Genomic DNA, 15,779 nt, shown 5'->3' on the forward strand with positions numbered 1-15,779 from the left:
GGACTCTCCGCGGAGGGTCCGCCGCACGGTGCGGGGCGTGGGACGGACGGTGATGGCCGGGGCAGGTCCGTCTGCGGTGGTGGCGTGCCTCTACACGCAGCTGTGGCGGTCGAGGGCGAACCAGATGACTGTGCCGTCGTTGCGGCAGCAGCTTCCCCAGTCGGTGGCGAGCGCTTCGACCAGGAAGAGTCCCCTGCCGTTCTCGGCATCGGCCGCGGGGGGCTGGACAGGTGCCGTGATCGGTTCGGCCGTCCGACCGGTGTTGCGGACCTCGACGGTGAGCGAGCCGTCGTCGAACCGCACGGTGACGGCGACCGGCGCAGCGTCCTCGCCGGGCGCGGCTTTGCTATGCCGGATGGCGTTGGCGGCCAGTTCGGTGAAGAGCAGTGCGGCGGGTTCTGCGAGTTCGTCCCAGCCTCGGCCTGTCACCGTCTGGCGGACGATGCGGCGGGCCTGCGGGATTGCCCGCGCGAGGGGGGCGAGCAGCAGGCGCGTCTCCTTTCCGTCCTCGCTGGTCCGGACGTCGTCGGTCACTTTCCGCTCCCGTGCAGTGCGGCGAGGACGCGTCGGAGCGCCGAACACCTGGGCGGCGCCCCGTTGCGGTGCTGCGTCCGGTGCGGACGCAGCAGGGGGCATTGGGCTGACATAGGCAAGACTGAAGAACATGACCGCCTCCTCGCACCAGTCGGCTGCCTCTAGCGGTCAACCGCCTCTGCCTCTTACGCAACCGCCTCGAACAGTGCGGGTTAAATGGGTGCTCACTACCCATTCGTGGGTCCCCCGGCGTGATCGCTCCGCGCTCCACGCTCCGCGTTCGCAGGCCCCGCATCTGTCGCCCCCGCCTTCCCTGGCGTGAATCGATTCAATCATTGGTTGCGGCGAAGTTACGACCCCGGCCCACCGTTGGTCAATGCGCGCGCGCAAAGCGCCCGAAAGATCCGAGCGGAAGGGTCGCCCGGCCCCGGGGCTTTTCGCCGCCCCGGTTCGGTTCCTGCCGAAACGAACCCGGCAGGGGGCGGGCGCGGTTCAGGCCCAGGCGCGGCCGCCGCGCCTGCGCAGAACGCCTGCGGGCCCGTGCCACCGACTGCGCGGGCACCCTCCGGCCCCTGCGGACAGGACAGGGGCGCCCACGGAGCGGCGAGCCGTCGGTCGGCGAGGACGGTCTCGCGACGGGCCACGGCACCTGCAGCACTTCGGAGCCTCGCTGCCGGGCCGACCCTCACCCCGGCGCGGCCGCGCTCCCCCGCCGTCGCACCGCCCACCGCGGTGCCGGCCGACCCCGCTCTCACGACGGCGAAACCGCAGGACCGGTCCGCAAGAGCCGGTGCGCTCCACCCGCCACCGCCACACAAAAGGGCCAGAATCCCAAATTTTACTGCGGGACATGACGGCTTCACGTGGGATTAACGCGGCCCTTACAGTTCCGATCACTCGCCACCGACGCAGCCCACCCCTCGGTCTGTCCGACGTCGACGGCGAGACCTCATGTAAGGGCGGAAACGCGTGATGCGGAACCATGGACTGAATCGTTACACCGCGGTGGTGGCTCTTCTGATAGGCAGTCTCACGGGCTACGGCCTCAACGCGCCGGCCGTGGCTGCGGCCGGGACTGCCGACACCCTGACTCTGTCGGCGCTCACCACCAACGGCCTGCTGAACCCCCCCGGCATCGACACCCCGAAGCCGCGTCTGGCGTGGGACGTCACCTCGCCCGGCCTAGGGGCCTCCGTCAGCGCCGCTCAGGTACGTGTCTGGAAGAACACGCCTTCGAACACCGTATGGGACAGTGGAAAGATCACGGCGGCAGGCATCGACTCCGTGGTCTACGACGGACCGGCCCTCGACGGGCGCAGCCTCTACGGCTGGCAGGTGCGTGTCTACGACGAAGCGGGCGCGGTGACCGGCTGGAGCCCGACCGCCACCTTCGGGACGGCGATGATGTCACCCGCCGACTGGGGCGACGCGCAGTGGATCACCCATCCCGACTGGAAGACCCCGGGCGGTCCGGGCAACGACCCCGGGCTCCAGCCGGTGACGATCCCCCTCACCGGCGGTCCTGCGACCACGCGCTACCTGACGCTCGAGGTGAACGGACTCGGTGCCCCTGTCTCCGGGGACTCGGGCCGCTACCTGCAACTGGCCGAACTCGAGGCCCGCGACGGTGCCGGCGGCGTGAACGTGGCCAAGGGTGCTGCGGTGACCTCTTCCGAGTCGATCGACAACTGGGGCTGGTCCACGTCGTTCCTGACGGACGGCGTCCGTGACAGCGCAACCGCAACCGCGCGGGGGTACTCCTCGCAGCCGCACACCAGTGCCTCCCTCAACCAGCCGATCACCCTGACCGTCGACCTCGGCTCCGTCCAGAAGATCGACCGCATCGTTCTCTACCCCCGTAGTGATGCGAGGACCGCCGACGGGAGAAGCCCCAACTTCCCGACCGCGGTCACGGTGCGGGCTGCCGACTCCACGGCGGGATGGTCGGGCGTCGCGGCCAACGACAACGTGCCCAACCCGGCCTACTCGACCCAGGGCAACCCCTACACCATCGACCTGGGCCGGCCCACGACGACCAGCAAGCTGACCCTCGCGGTTCCCGAGGTGAGCGACGTCTACGCGGACACGCCGAACGGCTTCATGCTGCAACTCGCGGAGGTCGAACTCCTGGACCAGGCGGGCAACAACGTCGCGCGCAGCCGCCCCGTCACGACGAGCGCGGGCCTGGAGGAGTGGGGCTGGGGCCGCGGCCTGCTGACCGACGGCGTCACCAACACCAACAACGGCCAGGCGCGCGGGTTCACCACCTGGCCGCCGTCCCCCAACCAGGTGCTCACCGCCAACGGCAGCGCCAGCCCCGCCACGATCACCATCGATCTGGGCGCCGAGAAGACCGTCAGCAAGGTCAAGGTCTACCCGCGCACCGACAAGTCCCAGACGGTCGCAGGCTCCCCCGCCACCGTCTCCTTCATGAAGAGCTTCCAGCTGACGGCGTTCAAGCCCGTACTGGCGTCGTACGCCAACACCACCCCGCCCCCGGCCCCGCAGCCCCGCCCCGTCTCGCTGCCGCTGCTGCGCACCGACTTCACCGCGGACAAGGCCGTCAAGAGCGCACGGCTGTACGTCGCGGGCCTGGGCGCCTACGTCGCCTACGTCAACGACCAGCGGGCAGGTGACGCCCAGCTCGGCTCCCCGTGGTCGAGGTACGACGAGCGGGTCCACTACGACACGATCGACGTGACCAGCGCCGTGAAGCAGGGGGCCAATGCCATCGGCATCGCGCTCGGCCAGGGCTATTTCGAGGGTGTGCACGACTGGGTGTCCGCCGACAGGCGCGGTGCCTGGGACGGCGTCCTGCGCACCCGCGCGGTGATGGAGGTCACCTACACCGACGGCACGAGCAAGCTCGTGACGACCGGGCCACAGTGGACCACGGACCTGGGACCCACGCTGCCCTTCACCGCCAGCACCCCCGACAGCGAAGGCTACGACGCCAGGCTGGAACAGGACGGATGGAGCACCGCGGGCTTCGACGCAGGAAACTGGAAGCCCGCAGTGACGGTCAACCAGCCCGCGACCGTGCAGCTGCAGGCCTCACCCGTACCCCCGACCCGCGTGAGCGGCACCTTGAACCCGGTCTCGGTGGCCAGCCCGGCGACGGGCGTGCGCGTCTACGACTTCGGCCAGAACATCGCCGGCAACGCCCGGGTCACCTTCGACCTGCCCGCCGGCACCCAGGTCAACCTCCGGTACGGGGAGAAGCTGAGCAACGGCCGGGTCGTCGTGGTCCACGGACGCTACCAGGACGACACGTTCACCGACGACGGCAAGGCCGCGGACGCGTGGACGCCCGCTTTCACCTACAGGGGCTTCCGGTACCTCGAGATCAGCAACCTGCCCGCCGGTGCACCGCAACCGCAGGTCCAGGCCCTGCGCATGCACAACGACCTGACGAGCGTCGGTACCTTCAGCTCCGGCAACGACACTCTCAACTGGATCCACCAGGCCACCCGGGACACCCTGCTGAACAACGCCGTGCAGGGCGTTCCGACCGACGGATCCTATGTGGAGAAGCTGCCGTGGCTGGCGGACGGCGCGCTCATGGAAGAGGCGATGCGGCGCAACTTCGACACCAGTGCCTTCTACGCCAAGTGGTTCAACGACATCGTCGACAGCCAGGTGAGCAACGGCGACATGCCGATGTTCGCCCCCATCCACGGGGACACGGCCCGCAGCAGCGCGTGGGCCAATGCCGTCACCGAGACAGCCGTCCTGCTGCTCCAGCACGGCCAGCGCGACGTCGTGGCCGCCCGCTACGACGAGCTGAAGAAGTACGCCGAGTTCGAGTGGAGCCAGCGGGCCTCGACGCAGGAGATGTGGGGCGACTGGGTCTGCCCTGACACCGACTGCAACAGCGACGACAACAAGGCGTTCGTCGGCAAGGCGTACCGCTACCGCAGCGTCGACCAGTTCGCCGACATCGCCCAGCAGCTGGGCAAGTCGAGCGACGCAGCGCTCTTCGCCGACCGTGCGGAGCAGATGAAGAGCACGTTCAACAGCTCCTTCTACGACGCGGCCAACCACCTCTACCGGTCCAAGCCGGGCGGAGCCTTCTGGCAGACCAACAACGTGCTTCCGCTGGAATTCGGCCTCGCGCCGGAAGCGGACACCGCCGCGATCGCCCAGAAGATCAACAACGATGTCCAGTCGCGGGGCAACCACCTGGGCACGGGTGTCCTCGGCACGAAGTACCTGCTGCGCGTCCTGACCGAGTTCGGTTACGTCGACACCGCGTACGCCGTGGCCTCCTCGACGACGTACCCCAGCTGGGGCTACTGGAAGTCGCTCGGTGCCACCTCCCTGTGGGAGGAGTGGGGCGCGTGGTCGAGGTCGCAGGGCCATCCGTTCCTCGGCACGGTCGAGGACTGGCTGCTCATGGACCTGGCCGGTATCGAGAGCAGTGAGGGCGAGGCGGTCATCAAGCCCCACGTCCCCACCGGGCTTGACCGCGCCTCCTCCTCCCTGGCGACGTCCGGCGGCAGCCTCTCGTCCAGCTGGAAGGTGTCCGGCAGTGCTCTGACCCTGGATGTCACGATCCCGGTCAGCAGGACGGCACTCGTCCACGTACCCGTCAAGGCGGGACAGAACGTGGTCGCGCCGACCGGGGCGCAGTTCGTATCCGACGAGCCGGGCTTCAAGGTCTACCGCGTCGCGAGCGGCTCGTACCAGTTCACCGCCCAGTAGCGCCGGCACGGAGCCACCCGCTCCAGCCGTCCACGGCCCCGGTCACCAGTCTCCTGGTGACCGGGGCCGGTCCATGTCCGCGAGGAACACCCGCCCCGCCGGACCGAGCCGGACCACGGGCCTCCCCGCTCCAACACGGCCGAGAGCGGACGAGGAGACACCGCCGAGCAGACGTTGGCCCGGACACAGGGGGCCGAGGCACCACGCAGGTGTCCGCTCCGGGCCCGGACCGGTGGCGGCTCCGGAAGCCGTCGGGACCGCCGTACGGCGTAAGACCCGTGAAGCGGTTCGCGCAGGCGAGCGGCGCCGCGGCGACTGTGATGCGCACTCCCGGGGGCAGCGGCGAACGGGCCAGGGCCCATCGATCGTGGCGGCGCCGACCCGCAGGACCGGGTCATGCCGACTCGGCCGAGGACGGGGCCGCCCGACAACGGTGGAGCGCGATGTCCGTGCGGACCCGGCCGAAGGCCCGGTCGGGGAAAGCGGCACATCGGCAGGCACTCCCCCTTCCCCGGCCGGAACGCTGCCTCCCCGAGACTCGCAGCAGGAATCCCTGGTCCCGGCCCAATCGGTGATACAGCCCGGGCACTGTCACTCGTTCGGCTCCTGTCGCACCGCGAGGAGTACCAGCTTTCATGACAGGGCGAGACCGGCTCGCGGCCTGCCGTGAAGGAAGAAGGGAAACCCGAGCAATGCCCCGTCCCCTTTTGTCAAAGCGCTGGCTCGGCGGTACCGCAGTGGCAGTGGCGCTGTGCACGACGGTCGCCCCGGGAAGCAGCGCCAACGCCGCTCCGGCCGCCGCTGTCGGCACGACGACGACGTACGGTCAGCCCGGGGTGTACACACTCACCATTCCGGCGAGCACCAGTCCACTTCTGACGCGTGTCCGGTTGACGGTCGTCACGGTCGGTGCGGGCGGGGGCGGCGGCTCCAGCGGGTTCAGCAGCACCAGCACCATCCTGCGCTCCGGCGGCGGGGGCGGCGGTGCCGGCGGCCTGGCCCTGTGCGAGAAGACCGTCACCGCCGCCTCCGCCACCACCCTTCGCATCACCGTGGGCGCCGGAGGCGGCGCAGGTACCACCACCGGCGGACAGGGGGGTGCGAGCGGGAGCGATCCCGATGCGTCCGGCAGAACGGGAGCAACCCGCACAGAAGGCTTCGATCGCGGCGGTGGCGGCGGTGCCGGCGGGAGCTCCGTGACCAACCTGACCCCCGGCGGTAGCTACGGCGGGATCCTCGCCAGCTCCGGCGGCGGCGGCGGGGGTGCGAGTGGTGTGGTGTACGGACTCGGCGACTCCTGGGGCGGTGCCAGGGGCGGCCTCGGCGGATCCCCGAGAAACGGTTCCGCCGGACAGCCGGACGTCAGCGACGGTCAAGGGAACGAGGGCGGGGGCGGTGGAGGCGGCGCGGGAGGCACCTGCGAGTTCGCCAACGACGGGCTCTCCGCCTACGGCGGCGCAGGCGGCAACGGGACTACCAGGGGTGGCGGTGGCGGTACCCCCGGCGGGCTGCCCGGAGTAGCACTGCCTTCCGGCACCGGCGCCGGCGGCAACGGCGGAACCCAGACCACCCAGACCGCCCCCGTCACCTCAGGAAGTCGCGGGGGAAACGGCTACGTCTCCGTCACCTGGCTTCCGGTCCCGTAACGAATCGGACAACATCCGACCGAGCACCCGCTGCGGCAACCATCCGACAGGACCTGTCCGCCAAGACGCGGCCGAGCCGGCCCTCTGCGGCCCGTGGCCCCGGCGCTCTACCAGCGCCGGGGCCACGACTCGACCTGGCCGAGCAGGCGGTGAGGTCGACATCGTCCCGCAGCGGACCTGGCTGGCCTCGTGGTCCGGGCAAGGCGCCGGTGGGCGGTGAGCCAAGAAACTGATGACGTTGAGGGCCATGGCTTCGAAGCGGCCGGGACAACTTCACAGCCACAACGGCGCCGTGCTGATCGGGCGGGCCGTCCGCAGGTCTACCCGAGGGCCTACCGGCAGGGCCGACGGGCTCGGGTGCCCGGGGCCCGCCGACCGTCCCGCTGGCGCACGAAGTACCCCGGTCGGGTGCGAAGTCCGCAATGGCGAGTGCAGTCCCATCAGCAACGCGCTTCACCAGCGCCTCGGCTCCCGGCCCGTCACGGGCTTCATGAGCTGTCGCCTCTGCGCGATGCAACCTTGACGTGCCGCAGTACCGTGGTGGCCCGGCCGTCGCATGCCGAGCCGGGAGGACACCACTGTGGGACGCAGGAGGCCGGGCAAGCCGCGCCGGAAGCGCGCATCCCGAGTCGGCCCCAACCCCGTCGCGGAGAGGCTCGCAGCCCACGTCCCGCGAACCCCGCTGCCGTCCCGGCCTGGGCACTGACAGGGCCCGCACGCTGTCACTCGTTCGGGTCTGTCGTGGCGTGAGGAACGTCAGCTTTCATGGCAGGACGAAGCCGGCTCGCGGCTGCCGTGGAGAAGAAGGGATACCCGAGCAATGCCCCGTCCCCGTATGTCAAAGCGCTGGTTCAGTGGTGCCGCAGTGGCAGTCGTCCTGTGCACGACGGCCACACCCGTGAGCATTGCCAGTGCCGCTCAGGCAGAAGCCGCTGCCGGCACCAGGACGTACGCCCAGCCCGGTGTGTACACGCTCTCCATCCCGGCGAGCACCGATCCGCTCCTGAGGCATGTGCAGCTGACGCTCACCACGGTCGGTGCGGGCGGGGGCGGCGGCTCCAGCGGGTTCAACAGCACCAATCCGCTCTACCGCTCCGGCGGCGGAGGCGGCGGTGCCGGCGGCCTGGCCCTGTGCGAGAAGACGGTCACCGCCTCCTCCGCCACCACCCTTCGCATCACCGTGGGCGCCGGAGGCGGCGCAGGTACCACCACCGGCGGACAGGGGGGCGCGAGCGGGAGCGATCCCGATGCGTCCGGCAAGGCAGGAGCAACCCGCACGGAAGGCTTCTCCCGCGGCGGCGGCGGCGGTGCCGGCGGGAGCTCCGTGACCAACCTGACCCCCGGCGGCGGCTACGGCGGAATCCTGGCCAGCTCCGGCGGCGGCGGCGGGGGCGCAAGTGGCTCCGTACGCGGATCGACCTCGTCCGGTGGCGGCGCCTGGGGCGGCATCGGCGGATCACCGAGAAACGGTTCCGCCGGACGACCCGACATCGGAAACGGTCAAGGAACCGATGGCGGGGGCGGTGGAGGCGGCGCGGGAGGCACCTGCGAGTTCACCAACGACGGGCTCTCCGCCTACGGAGGCGCGGGCAGCAACGGCGGCACTACAGGTGGCGGTGGCGGTACCCCCGGCGGGCTGCCTGGAGTAGCACTGCCTTCCGGCACCGGCGCCGGCGGCTACGGCGGAACCCAGACCACCCAGACCGCCCCCGTCACCTCAGGAACCCGCGGGGGGAACGGCTACGTCTCCGTCACCTGGCTTCCGGTCCCGTAACGAATCGGACAACATCCGACCGAGCACCCGCCGCGGCAACCATCCGACAGGACCTGTCTGCCAAGACGCGGCCGAGCCGGCCCTCTGCGGCCCGTGGCCCCGGCGCTCTACCAGCGCCGGGGCCACGACTCGACCTGGCCGAACGAGCCCGGTGACGCCGGCAAGAGAAGGAACAGGCGCTGGGCTGGATCAGGGGTGTCTGCACCTCAGTACGCGAGCACGGAAGCCTCGGCATCCCGACCCTTTCACCCTGTCCGTTCGGTGACGTGCGGGGCACCGATCACAGCGTCCGGGCCGTCGGCCGCGATCAGGATCCTGTGGGCCTCCCGCACCACCCCCGTGACACGTTGTTCGGCCGGTCAGCGGGACGCCGCCCACCAGTAGGTCTTCACGGTGCTGCCCGACAGACCGATGTCCTCCACGGGGACCCGCAGGAACTCCTCCAGCGGCACGCCGTCCTCGCCCACAGGCTGACAGCCGGCCGACACCGCTTCCACGTGACGCAGGCTCGACGCGACCAACTCGTGGCGGCGGCCTGCGGCCACACTCCCAATCGGCGACACGGACACGGCGGATCACCACCCACCAGCAGAACGACGACGCCGGCCTGTCGTCGGCAAGAAGCACACTCCACCCTGCCACTACCGCCACAGTCCGCCGCCATCAGCACCGATCACCAGGGGCGACCGGAAGATCGTCGACGGACACGACGACTGTCAACGCACGACCTACCGCCGCAGAGGCACCGTCGGACCGCGACCGAACCTGGTCGATAGTTCCAACTCGCAATAGGAGTAGATGGATTGAAAGAAACCTCTCCTTGTCGCTCAACGTCCGGATTTGACAGACCGTCCCGGCGATCACTCGTCCGGGTGCTCCCGGGACGGCAGTGCGGCCTTCGCATGATCGTGAACTCGACCAAGAGGTAGAGGACTTGATGCAAAGGCCGCAGTGGTGGATGCAACCCCATCGCGCCCTACCAGCGCCTCGGCTCCCGGCCCGTCGCGGACTTCATGAGCTGTCGGCTCTGCGCGATGCAACCTTGACGTGCCGCAGTGCCGTGGTGGCCCGGCCGTCGCATGCTGAGCCGGAGGACACCGCTGTGGGACGCAGGAGGCCGGGCAAGCCGCGCCGGGAGCGCGCAGCGGTTGAGTGCACACTGCAGCAGTTCCAGCCTCGGCTACGACCAGTGGATGGCCCCGGTCGCCGGACTCGGCCCAGGGCGCGTCGGCGTCGATCCCGCTCTCTCGCCGCAGGCCGCCGACCTGATGCGTCGTCTTGCCCGGTTCCGGTCCTCGTACGGGTCGAAGATCCCGCTGCGGACGGTGCGGCTCGACCTCGCCTTCGAGGTCGGCGTCCTGAGGCTGTGCCAGCAGGACGGCACGGTCACTCGCACAGCCTCACCATCGGCGCGCTTCGCCGTGCCGGCGTCCGCCGTATCGCCGCCGTACGACGCAACGCATGGAGCCCGAGACGATCGCTCGGCCTTCTCGGGTTCCCGTGACCGCGAACGGGGCGCTCTGCGTCTTGATTTCCGAACGACAGGGCAAAGTCTCCGCAAAAAGACTTCACTCAGGCGCAGCGACAGCCAGGACTTGACCGTCGCGGATCTTGATGAAAGCGGGCCCCGACCCCTCCCAGGTCGAGTTCGGCGAGAATTTATAACGGCCCGATGTTGCGTGATAGAAAGCAACTCCCGTTATCACATATTCGAATGCTTCAAGATACGAAGCAGCACCCTCGAGTTGCCCGACCGGCGATGACAAAATCGCGATCCTCTGGCTCAGGAAGCGATTTCTGAGCCGAGCGATCCGGTCACAGACCAGATCCACCGCCTGCTGCAGGGTGATCTGTCGGTCGCGCATGGTCATGATGATGGCGTTGCGGGACTCGTCCTTGTTGATGACTTCTCCGCCGAGCGAGATCACATCGTTGATCAGGATCGACAGGAGCGTCGCATCCTTGGCTGCTTGCCGGAAGGCTCGGTCCTTCATCGGCGCGGATACGTCGAGCCCGAGGCAGAATGCCGTCATAGGGAGCGTCACCGGTCCTCCGGCGTTTGCGTAGCGGTCCGCTTCCGAGAATTCTTGAGGGGGTGCGGGGGCATAGGTGGCCATCCATGTGAGCCACTCCTTCCGCATCAGGGCCGATGTGGCCGCCGGCTCGAAGGAAGCCAGTTCTTCCCATGCGTCCGCGGTCTCCTTGCCCCACGGCGTGGTTAGCTTTCGCCGTTCCCCCATGCATGCGTAGATGTACTCAATGACCCACGACCTGGTGGCTTCGGCGCCGATCACATCGCCGTAGGCATTCGACCCCATGTCGTCCGCGAAAAAGGCGAATGCGTTCATTACGCTGAGGGTCCGGAGGCGGTCGGGCAGCGTGTCCGGCCAGCAGTAGGAAGTAAAGATTGCCGTTCCGTTGCGCGCGAATGATTCCGCCAGGGCCGCTGGCAGAACCTGTCCGACAATCCGGCTCAGCCAGTCGACGGTGTACTCGATGGTGATTTCCGACAAGGCGTGTCTCCGGACGGGAGACAGCCCTTCAGTGAGGTTCGGTACGTGGTATTCAAGAGTGTTTTTCAAGAGAACGTCTCCTTGGTAGAGAATTACCTTTTCGGGGGATGGCATACCTTTAGAGGCGGAAGATCACCTTGCAGGACTCCTGCCGTCGATTCACAGAGGTTCAGCCTCCACGTGGAGGTTACGTCGGATATCTTCGGGGAGCGAGAACGCGAGGTGCTCGACGGCGGTCTTGACCGACTCCGTCCCGCCGTCGCCGCGCTGCGTGAGCATATTCCGGACTTCGCCCTGCTGGGCGGAACCCTCGCCGAGTGCGACCATGTCGGCGACAGCCGGGCAGAATCCTCCGCCAAGTACCGACTGCATGGCGCGAATTTCCAGGTCCTCGCCGCTCCGGTCGGCGAGCTGCTATGGACCTCGCCCGCCCTACCGGGCCGCACCACGCGCGCGCAACGGCCGCGGGAGGGCGAGCAGGACAGGTCGTCTGGGCTGGGCGGGGGTGCTCATGGTGCGGTGCTCCGGCGTTTTCCTCGGGGGTGGGTGGCTGCGGCGGCGATGCTGAGCAGAAGGATGGTGCTGGCGATCCATGCGGCGGTGTGGAGGCCTTCGATGAAGGCATCTTGTGCGGGTGCGGGCATCCCTGCAGCGGTGGGTGTGCGGGTGGGCTGCGGGAGTACGGTGAGTGCTCTGGTGAGGGCCGCGCCGAGGACGGCGATGCCGACGGCGCCTGCGACTTCTCTGAGGAGGTCGTTGAAGGCGGCTGCGTTTCCGGCCTCGTCGACGGGGACGGCGCTCATGATGGCTTCGGTGGCGGGGACGGCTGCCAGTCCCGCTCCGGTGCCTGCGGTGATCGCGAAGGCGTGGAGGTAGGTGGCGTGGGAGGTGAGCGTGACCTGGGCCAGGGCGGCGAATCCAAGGGCGAGAAGTGCGATGCCGGTGATGAGCACGGTGCGGGGTCCCCATCGGGCTGTGGCGGGCAGGGCGAGGGCGGTGCCTGCGGCGGCGGCTGCGACGAGGGGCAGGAGGGCGGTTCCCGCTCGGGCGGGTGAGTCGCCGAGGACGAGTTGGAAGTAGAGGGTGAGGATGTAGAGGGCTCCGTAGAGCGCGAAGAACATGGCGGCGAGCACGAGGGCTGCTGCGCGTGAGGCTGGGTCGCGCACGAGTTGTGGGTGCAGGGCGGCAGGGCCGCGGCGGCGCCTGGCGAGGGCCCACAGGAGGGGCGCGGCTGCGAGGGCGGTCCAGGTGGCGGGGTGTGTCCAACCGCGGGCGGGGGCTTCGATGACCGCCCACACGAAGAGGAACAGTCCGGCGGCTGCCGCGGCGAGTGCGACGGGGTCGCAGGGTGTGGGGTGGGAGTGGCGGTGTTCGGGAAGCCAGGCTTTCGCGCCCACGAGTGCCAGGACGATGACGGGCGGGTTCATCCAGAAGCCGGCGCGCCAGGAGTAGTGCTCGATGAGGAGGCCGCCGACAAGGGGTCCGGTGAGTCCGCCGATGCCGGCGACGCAGGCCCAGGCGGCGACCGCACGCCGCCGACGGGGGCCGGTGGGGTGGATGGCGGTGATGAGGGAGAGGGTGGAGGGCATGAACAGGGCACTGCCGGTGCCCATGAGGAAGCGGGCAGCGATGATGTGGCCGGGGGTGTCGGCGAGGGCACCGTAGAGGGACGCGGCCAGACAGACGGTGAGGCCAGTGGTGAACGCTCGGCGTCGGCCGTGGCGGTCTCCCCAGGCGCCTGCGGCGAGGACTCCGGCGGCCAGGGCCAGGGTGTAGGCATCGGCGATCCAGTGCACTTCGGTCGGACTGGGCTGGAGGTCGGCCTGGAGACCGGGAAGCGCGGTGTTCATGACAGTGGTGTCGAGTCCGACTAGGCCCAGTCCTGTGCACAGGACGGCCACCGCGGCGCCGGGCCGGCGGGTGGTGAGGGGAGGCGGGTGGGTGGCGGCGGGTGGGCTCGTCATGGTCTTCCTCGGTGCGTCCTGGGGGCGGCTGGGGGTGGGGTTAGGTCATGCGGTCGGTGAGGCGGTGGACCATCTGCTGCAGGAGAGCTTGGGTCTGGGGTCGGACCTGGGTGTGCTGGAGGGCTCGAAGGGCGCGGTCGCAGCGGTCGCGGATCATCTGTTCCACTGCGTCCCGGGCGCCCGTGGCTTCCAGGACGTCGCGGATGGCTGTGGCTGCGGTGGGGGTGAGCTCGGGGGTTCCGAGGTGGCTGCGCAGGAGATGTTCTTGGTCGGGGGTGGCGTGGGCGAGGGCGGTGGCGATGAGGACGGTGTGCTTGCCGTCGCGGAGGTCTTCGAGGGTGGATTTGCCTGTGTGTTGGGGATCGCCGAAGACGCCGAGGAGATCGTCGCGGAGCTGGAAGGCTTCGCCGAGGGGCAGGGCGTAGGCGGTGAGGGTGGCGAGGAGGGATGGGGCGGCTCCGGCGAGGCTGGCGCCGAGGTGAAGGGGGCGTTCGATAGTGTATTTGGCGGTTTTGTACCGTATGACGCGCCAGGGCAGGGTGGCATCGGGGGTGGGTTGGCCGGCGGCGTGGAGGTCGAGGTACTGGCCTATGAGGGTTTCGGTGCGCAGGGCGTTGAGTATGGGCCAGGTGGCTGCGAGGTTGTCAGCATCGTTGCCGGTGGCGTGGAGGAGGTCGTAGGACCAGCCGAAGGCGAGGTCGCCGAGGAGGATGGCGGCGTTGATGCCGAAGGTGTCGGGGTCGGGGCGGTGGGCGTGGAGAGCGGCGAGAGCGCGGTGTGCGGTGGGGCGACCGCGTCGGGTGGCACTGTTGTCCATGATGTCGTCGTGGATGAGGGCGAAGGCGTGAAACAACTCCAGTGAGGCGGCCACGCGGTAGACGAGGGGCGGTGGCTCCCGGTCAGTGGCGGTGTACCAGCCGGTGACGCACATCAGGGGGCGGATGCGTTTGCCGCCTGCGGCGAGGTGGTCCCGCAACAGGCTGATGAACAGGTCTAGTTCGGGCAGTTCTGCGGAGTTTTCTTGGGTGTGCAGGAAGTCTTCGAGGAGGGTGTCGACCCTATGGCGGATCAGGCCAGCGTCGGTGGTAAGGGTCATGAGGCGGCCTCGGGGTTTCGGTCTGGTCGAGGAGGCGCAGGGCTTCGTCCAGGGGTGCTTCGACGATCTTGGCTTCGGGGACGGTACGGACGACCTGTCTGCGGACGGGGACCTGGCCTTTGGCGTTGCGGCTGGGGACGCCAAAGGCCAGGTTCGCGGGCTTCGCCGGATCGCAGCCGACATGGATCCCGTGATGGCGATTCGCGGCGAATGGGGAGGGCCGCCGAGTCGGCGCGATGTCGCCGGGAGGTTCTGTCTGGATTTTCGCGCCGGGGTGAGCCCGAGAGGGGCTTCGGACTGCTGTTTCCTAGCGCGGTACGGTCAGCAATTCGGGAGCCGAGCGCGCAGCTGGGCAAGCCGATCACCGTTGGTTTCCCGTTCATGGGCCCGAGCCGTGCATTCTCAGGCCCTCGCCCGGCTGGCTTCTGCGTTCGAGGTGGACGTGGGCGCGCATCAGCTCGCCCGGGTTGGTCTGCGCCGCGAGCAGCGACAGCTCGCCGCAGAGCACGGTCGCCGCCGCGATCACGGCGAGCCGGCGGGCGTTCTCGCCGGGCTCGCGGTCGGCCCGGCAGCCGAGCCGGGCCAGGTTGGTCTCCACGAAGGCGAGCCCCTTGCCGTTGCCGACCGTGCCGACGATCAGGTTCGGCAGGGTGCAGGCGAAGTACAGGTCGCCGTCGCGGTCCTCGGCCATCACGACGCCCTGCGAGCCCTCGACGATGTTGGCCGCGTCCTGGCCGGTGGCCAGGTAGAAGCCGAGCAGCATGTTCGCGAAGTGGGCGTTCGCCGAGCGGATGCCGCCGGCGAGCAGGGTGCCGAGCATGTTCTTGCGGATGTTCAGCTGGACGATCTTCGCCGCCGTGGTGTGCAGCACCCCGGTGACGACCTCGCGCGGCACCAGCAGCTCGGTCACCACGTTCTTGCCGCGGCCGAGGATGCCGTTGACCGCGGTGGCCTTCTTGTCGGTGCAGTAGTTCCCCGAGATCGACCCGTAGGAGATGCCGGGGACGGTCTGCAGCAGGTGCTGCAGCAGCACGTCGGAGGCGAGGGTGGCCATGTTGTGCCCGGAGGCGTCGCCGGTGGTGAACTCGAACCGGACGAACAGCAGGTTGGCGTTGATCTCGTGCCGGACGCCGACGAGTTCGGCGAACCGGCTGCACCCGCGCACCACCTCCTGCAGCTCCGCGAAGCGGTCCCGGATGCTCCGGGCGGCGGCCAGCGCCGTCCCCGCGTCGGTCGCCTCGACCAGCACCGAGCGGGTCATCCGCTCGTCCACCAGGGTGGCGACGATGCCCTGCTCGGCGAGCATCGAGACCTTGGCGCCCCGGCCCACCGAGGGCCACAGGGGTGACTCGTAGGTGGCCAGCGGGACATGGGTCTCGGTGGTGGTGACGTTGCCCGAGATGCGCACCGGACCTACCCAGCGCATGGGGACGCCGGCGATGGCGTCGATGTCGGTCATGGGGTGCCTCCGGAGGTCGTCCCGATGCGGCGGCACCGGGCAGATGGTGGTTCTGGTGCTGTGGTTCTGGTGCGGACTTTCTGTCGGGC

The 15,779-nt window shown here is 69.4% G+C and carries 10 protein-coding genes and 1 pseudogene; 4 read left to right on the top strand and 7 right to left on the bottom strand.

Features of this window, described 5'->3' with window-relative positions; genetic code table 11:
- Positions 1–90: 90 nt before the first annotated feature.
- A complete protein-coding gene (locus BLU95_RS00545) occupies positions 91–534 on the bottom strand; it encodes an ATP-binding protein (RefSeq protein WP_159424663.1) in 444 nt (147 codons plus the stop codon).
- Positions 535–1,542: 1,008 nt separating this feature from the next.
- Here BLU95_RS00545 and BLU95_RS00550 point away from each other — a divergent pair.
- Entirely contained in the window at positions 1,543–5,238 is a 3,696-nt protein-coding gene (locus BLU95_RS00550) for a family 78 glycoside hydrolase catalytic domain (RefSeq protein ID WP_159424664.1), read from the top strand.
- 826 nt (positions 5,239–6,064) lie between these two features.
- On the opposite strand, the gene BLU95_RS41950 is transcribed toward BLU95_RS00550, so the two are convergent.
- The gene (locus tag BLU95_RS41950; protein ID WP_159424665.1) at positions 6,065–6,259 is read right to left on the bottom strand and encodes a hypothetical protein; all 195 of its coding nucleotides are present in this window, start codon (positions 6,257–6,259) and stop codon (positions 6,065–6,067) included.
- Positions 6,260–6,434: 175 nt separating this feature from the next.
- Here BLU95_RS41950 and BLU95_RS00555 point away from each other — a divergent pair, with 175 nt between their 5' ends.
- A complete protein-coding gene (locus BLU95_RS00555) occupies positions 6,435–6,884 on the top strand; it encodes a hypothetical protein (RefSeq protein WP_093858140.1) in 450 nt (149 codons plus the stop codon).
- Positions 6,885–7,782: 898 nt separating this feature from the next.
- Positions 7,783–8,658 (top strand): hypothetical protein, encoded by an 876-nt coding sequence (locus tag BLU95_RS41955; protein ID WP_159424666.1) that lies wholly within the window; start codon positions 7,783–7,785, stop codon positions 8,656–8,658.
- Positions 8,659–9,017: 359 nt separating this feature from the next.
- Here the strand turns inward: BLU95_RS41955 and BLU95_RS41960 are convergent, their stop codons facing one another.
- Both BLU95_RS41960 and BLU95_RS00565 read right to left on the bottom strand, forming a co-directional pair.
- Positions 9,018–9,155: a hypothetical protein gene (locus tag BLU95_RS41960; protein ID WP_159424667.1), complete on the bottom strand. Its 138-nt coding sequence runs from the start codon at positions 9,153–9,155 to the stop codon at positions 9,018–9,020.
- A gap of 1,071 nt (positions 9,156–10,226) precedes the next feature.
- Entirely contained in the window at positions 10,227–11,171 is a 945-nt protein-coding gene (locus tag BLU95_RS00565; protein WP_093858142.1) for a terpene synthase family protein, read from the bottom strand.
- A gap of 264 nt (positions 11,172–11,435) precedes the next feature.
- Here BLU95_RS00565 and BLU95_RS42855 point away from each other — a divergent pair.
- Positions 11,436–11,618 (top strand): annotated as a pseudogene (locus BLU95_RS42855) (IS5/IS1182 family transposase); the annotation flags it as partial.
- Between the two features lie 62 nt (positions 11,619–11,680).
- On the opposite strand, the gene BLU95_RS00575 reads toward BLU95_RS42855, so the two are convergent.
- The 3 genes from BLU95_RS00575 to BLU95_RS00585 form a co-directional block, all read right to left on the bottom strand.
- Entirely contained in the window at positions 11,681–13,135 is a 1,455-nt protein-coding gene (locus BLU95_RS00575; RefSeq protein ID WP_093858143.1) for an MFS transporter, read from the bottom strand.
- A gap of 40 nt (positions 13,136–13,175) precedes the next feature.
- Positions 13,176–14,231, bottom strand: coding sequence for a polyprenyl synthetase family protein (locus BLU95_RS00580; RefSeq protein WP_159424669.1), 1,056 nt, complete (start codon positions 14,229–14,231; stop codon positions 13,176–13,178).
- Between the two features lie 379 nt (positions 14,232–14,610).
- Entirely contained in the window at positions 14,611–15,690 is a 1,080-nt protein-coding gene (locus tag BLU95_RS00585; RefSeq protein ID WP_159424670.1) for a hydroxymethylglutaryl-coenzyme A reductase family protein, read from the bottom strand.
- Positions 15,691–15,779 lie beyond the last annotated feature (89 nt).

This window comes from Streptomyces sp. TLI_053 (assembly GCF_900105395.1).
In the GTDB taxonomy this organism is placed as follows: Bacteria; Actinomycetota; Actinomycetes; order Streptomycetales; family Streptomycetaceae; genus Kitasatospora.

Coding starts and splice junctions, on each gene's coding strand:
- BLU95_RS00575 (WP_093858143.1), bottom strand. CDS start 13,135: ATGACGAGCCCACCCGCCGCCACCCACCCGCCTCCCCTCACCACCCGC.
- BLU95_RS00580 (WP_159424669.1), bottom strand. CDS start 14,231: ATGACCCTTACCACCGACGCTGGCCTGATCCGCCATAGGGTCGACACC.
- BLU95_RS00585 (WP_159424670.1), bottom strand. CDS start 15,690: ATGACCGACATCGACGCCATCGCCGGCGTCCCCATGCGCTGGGTAGGT.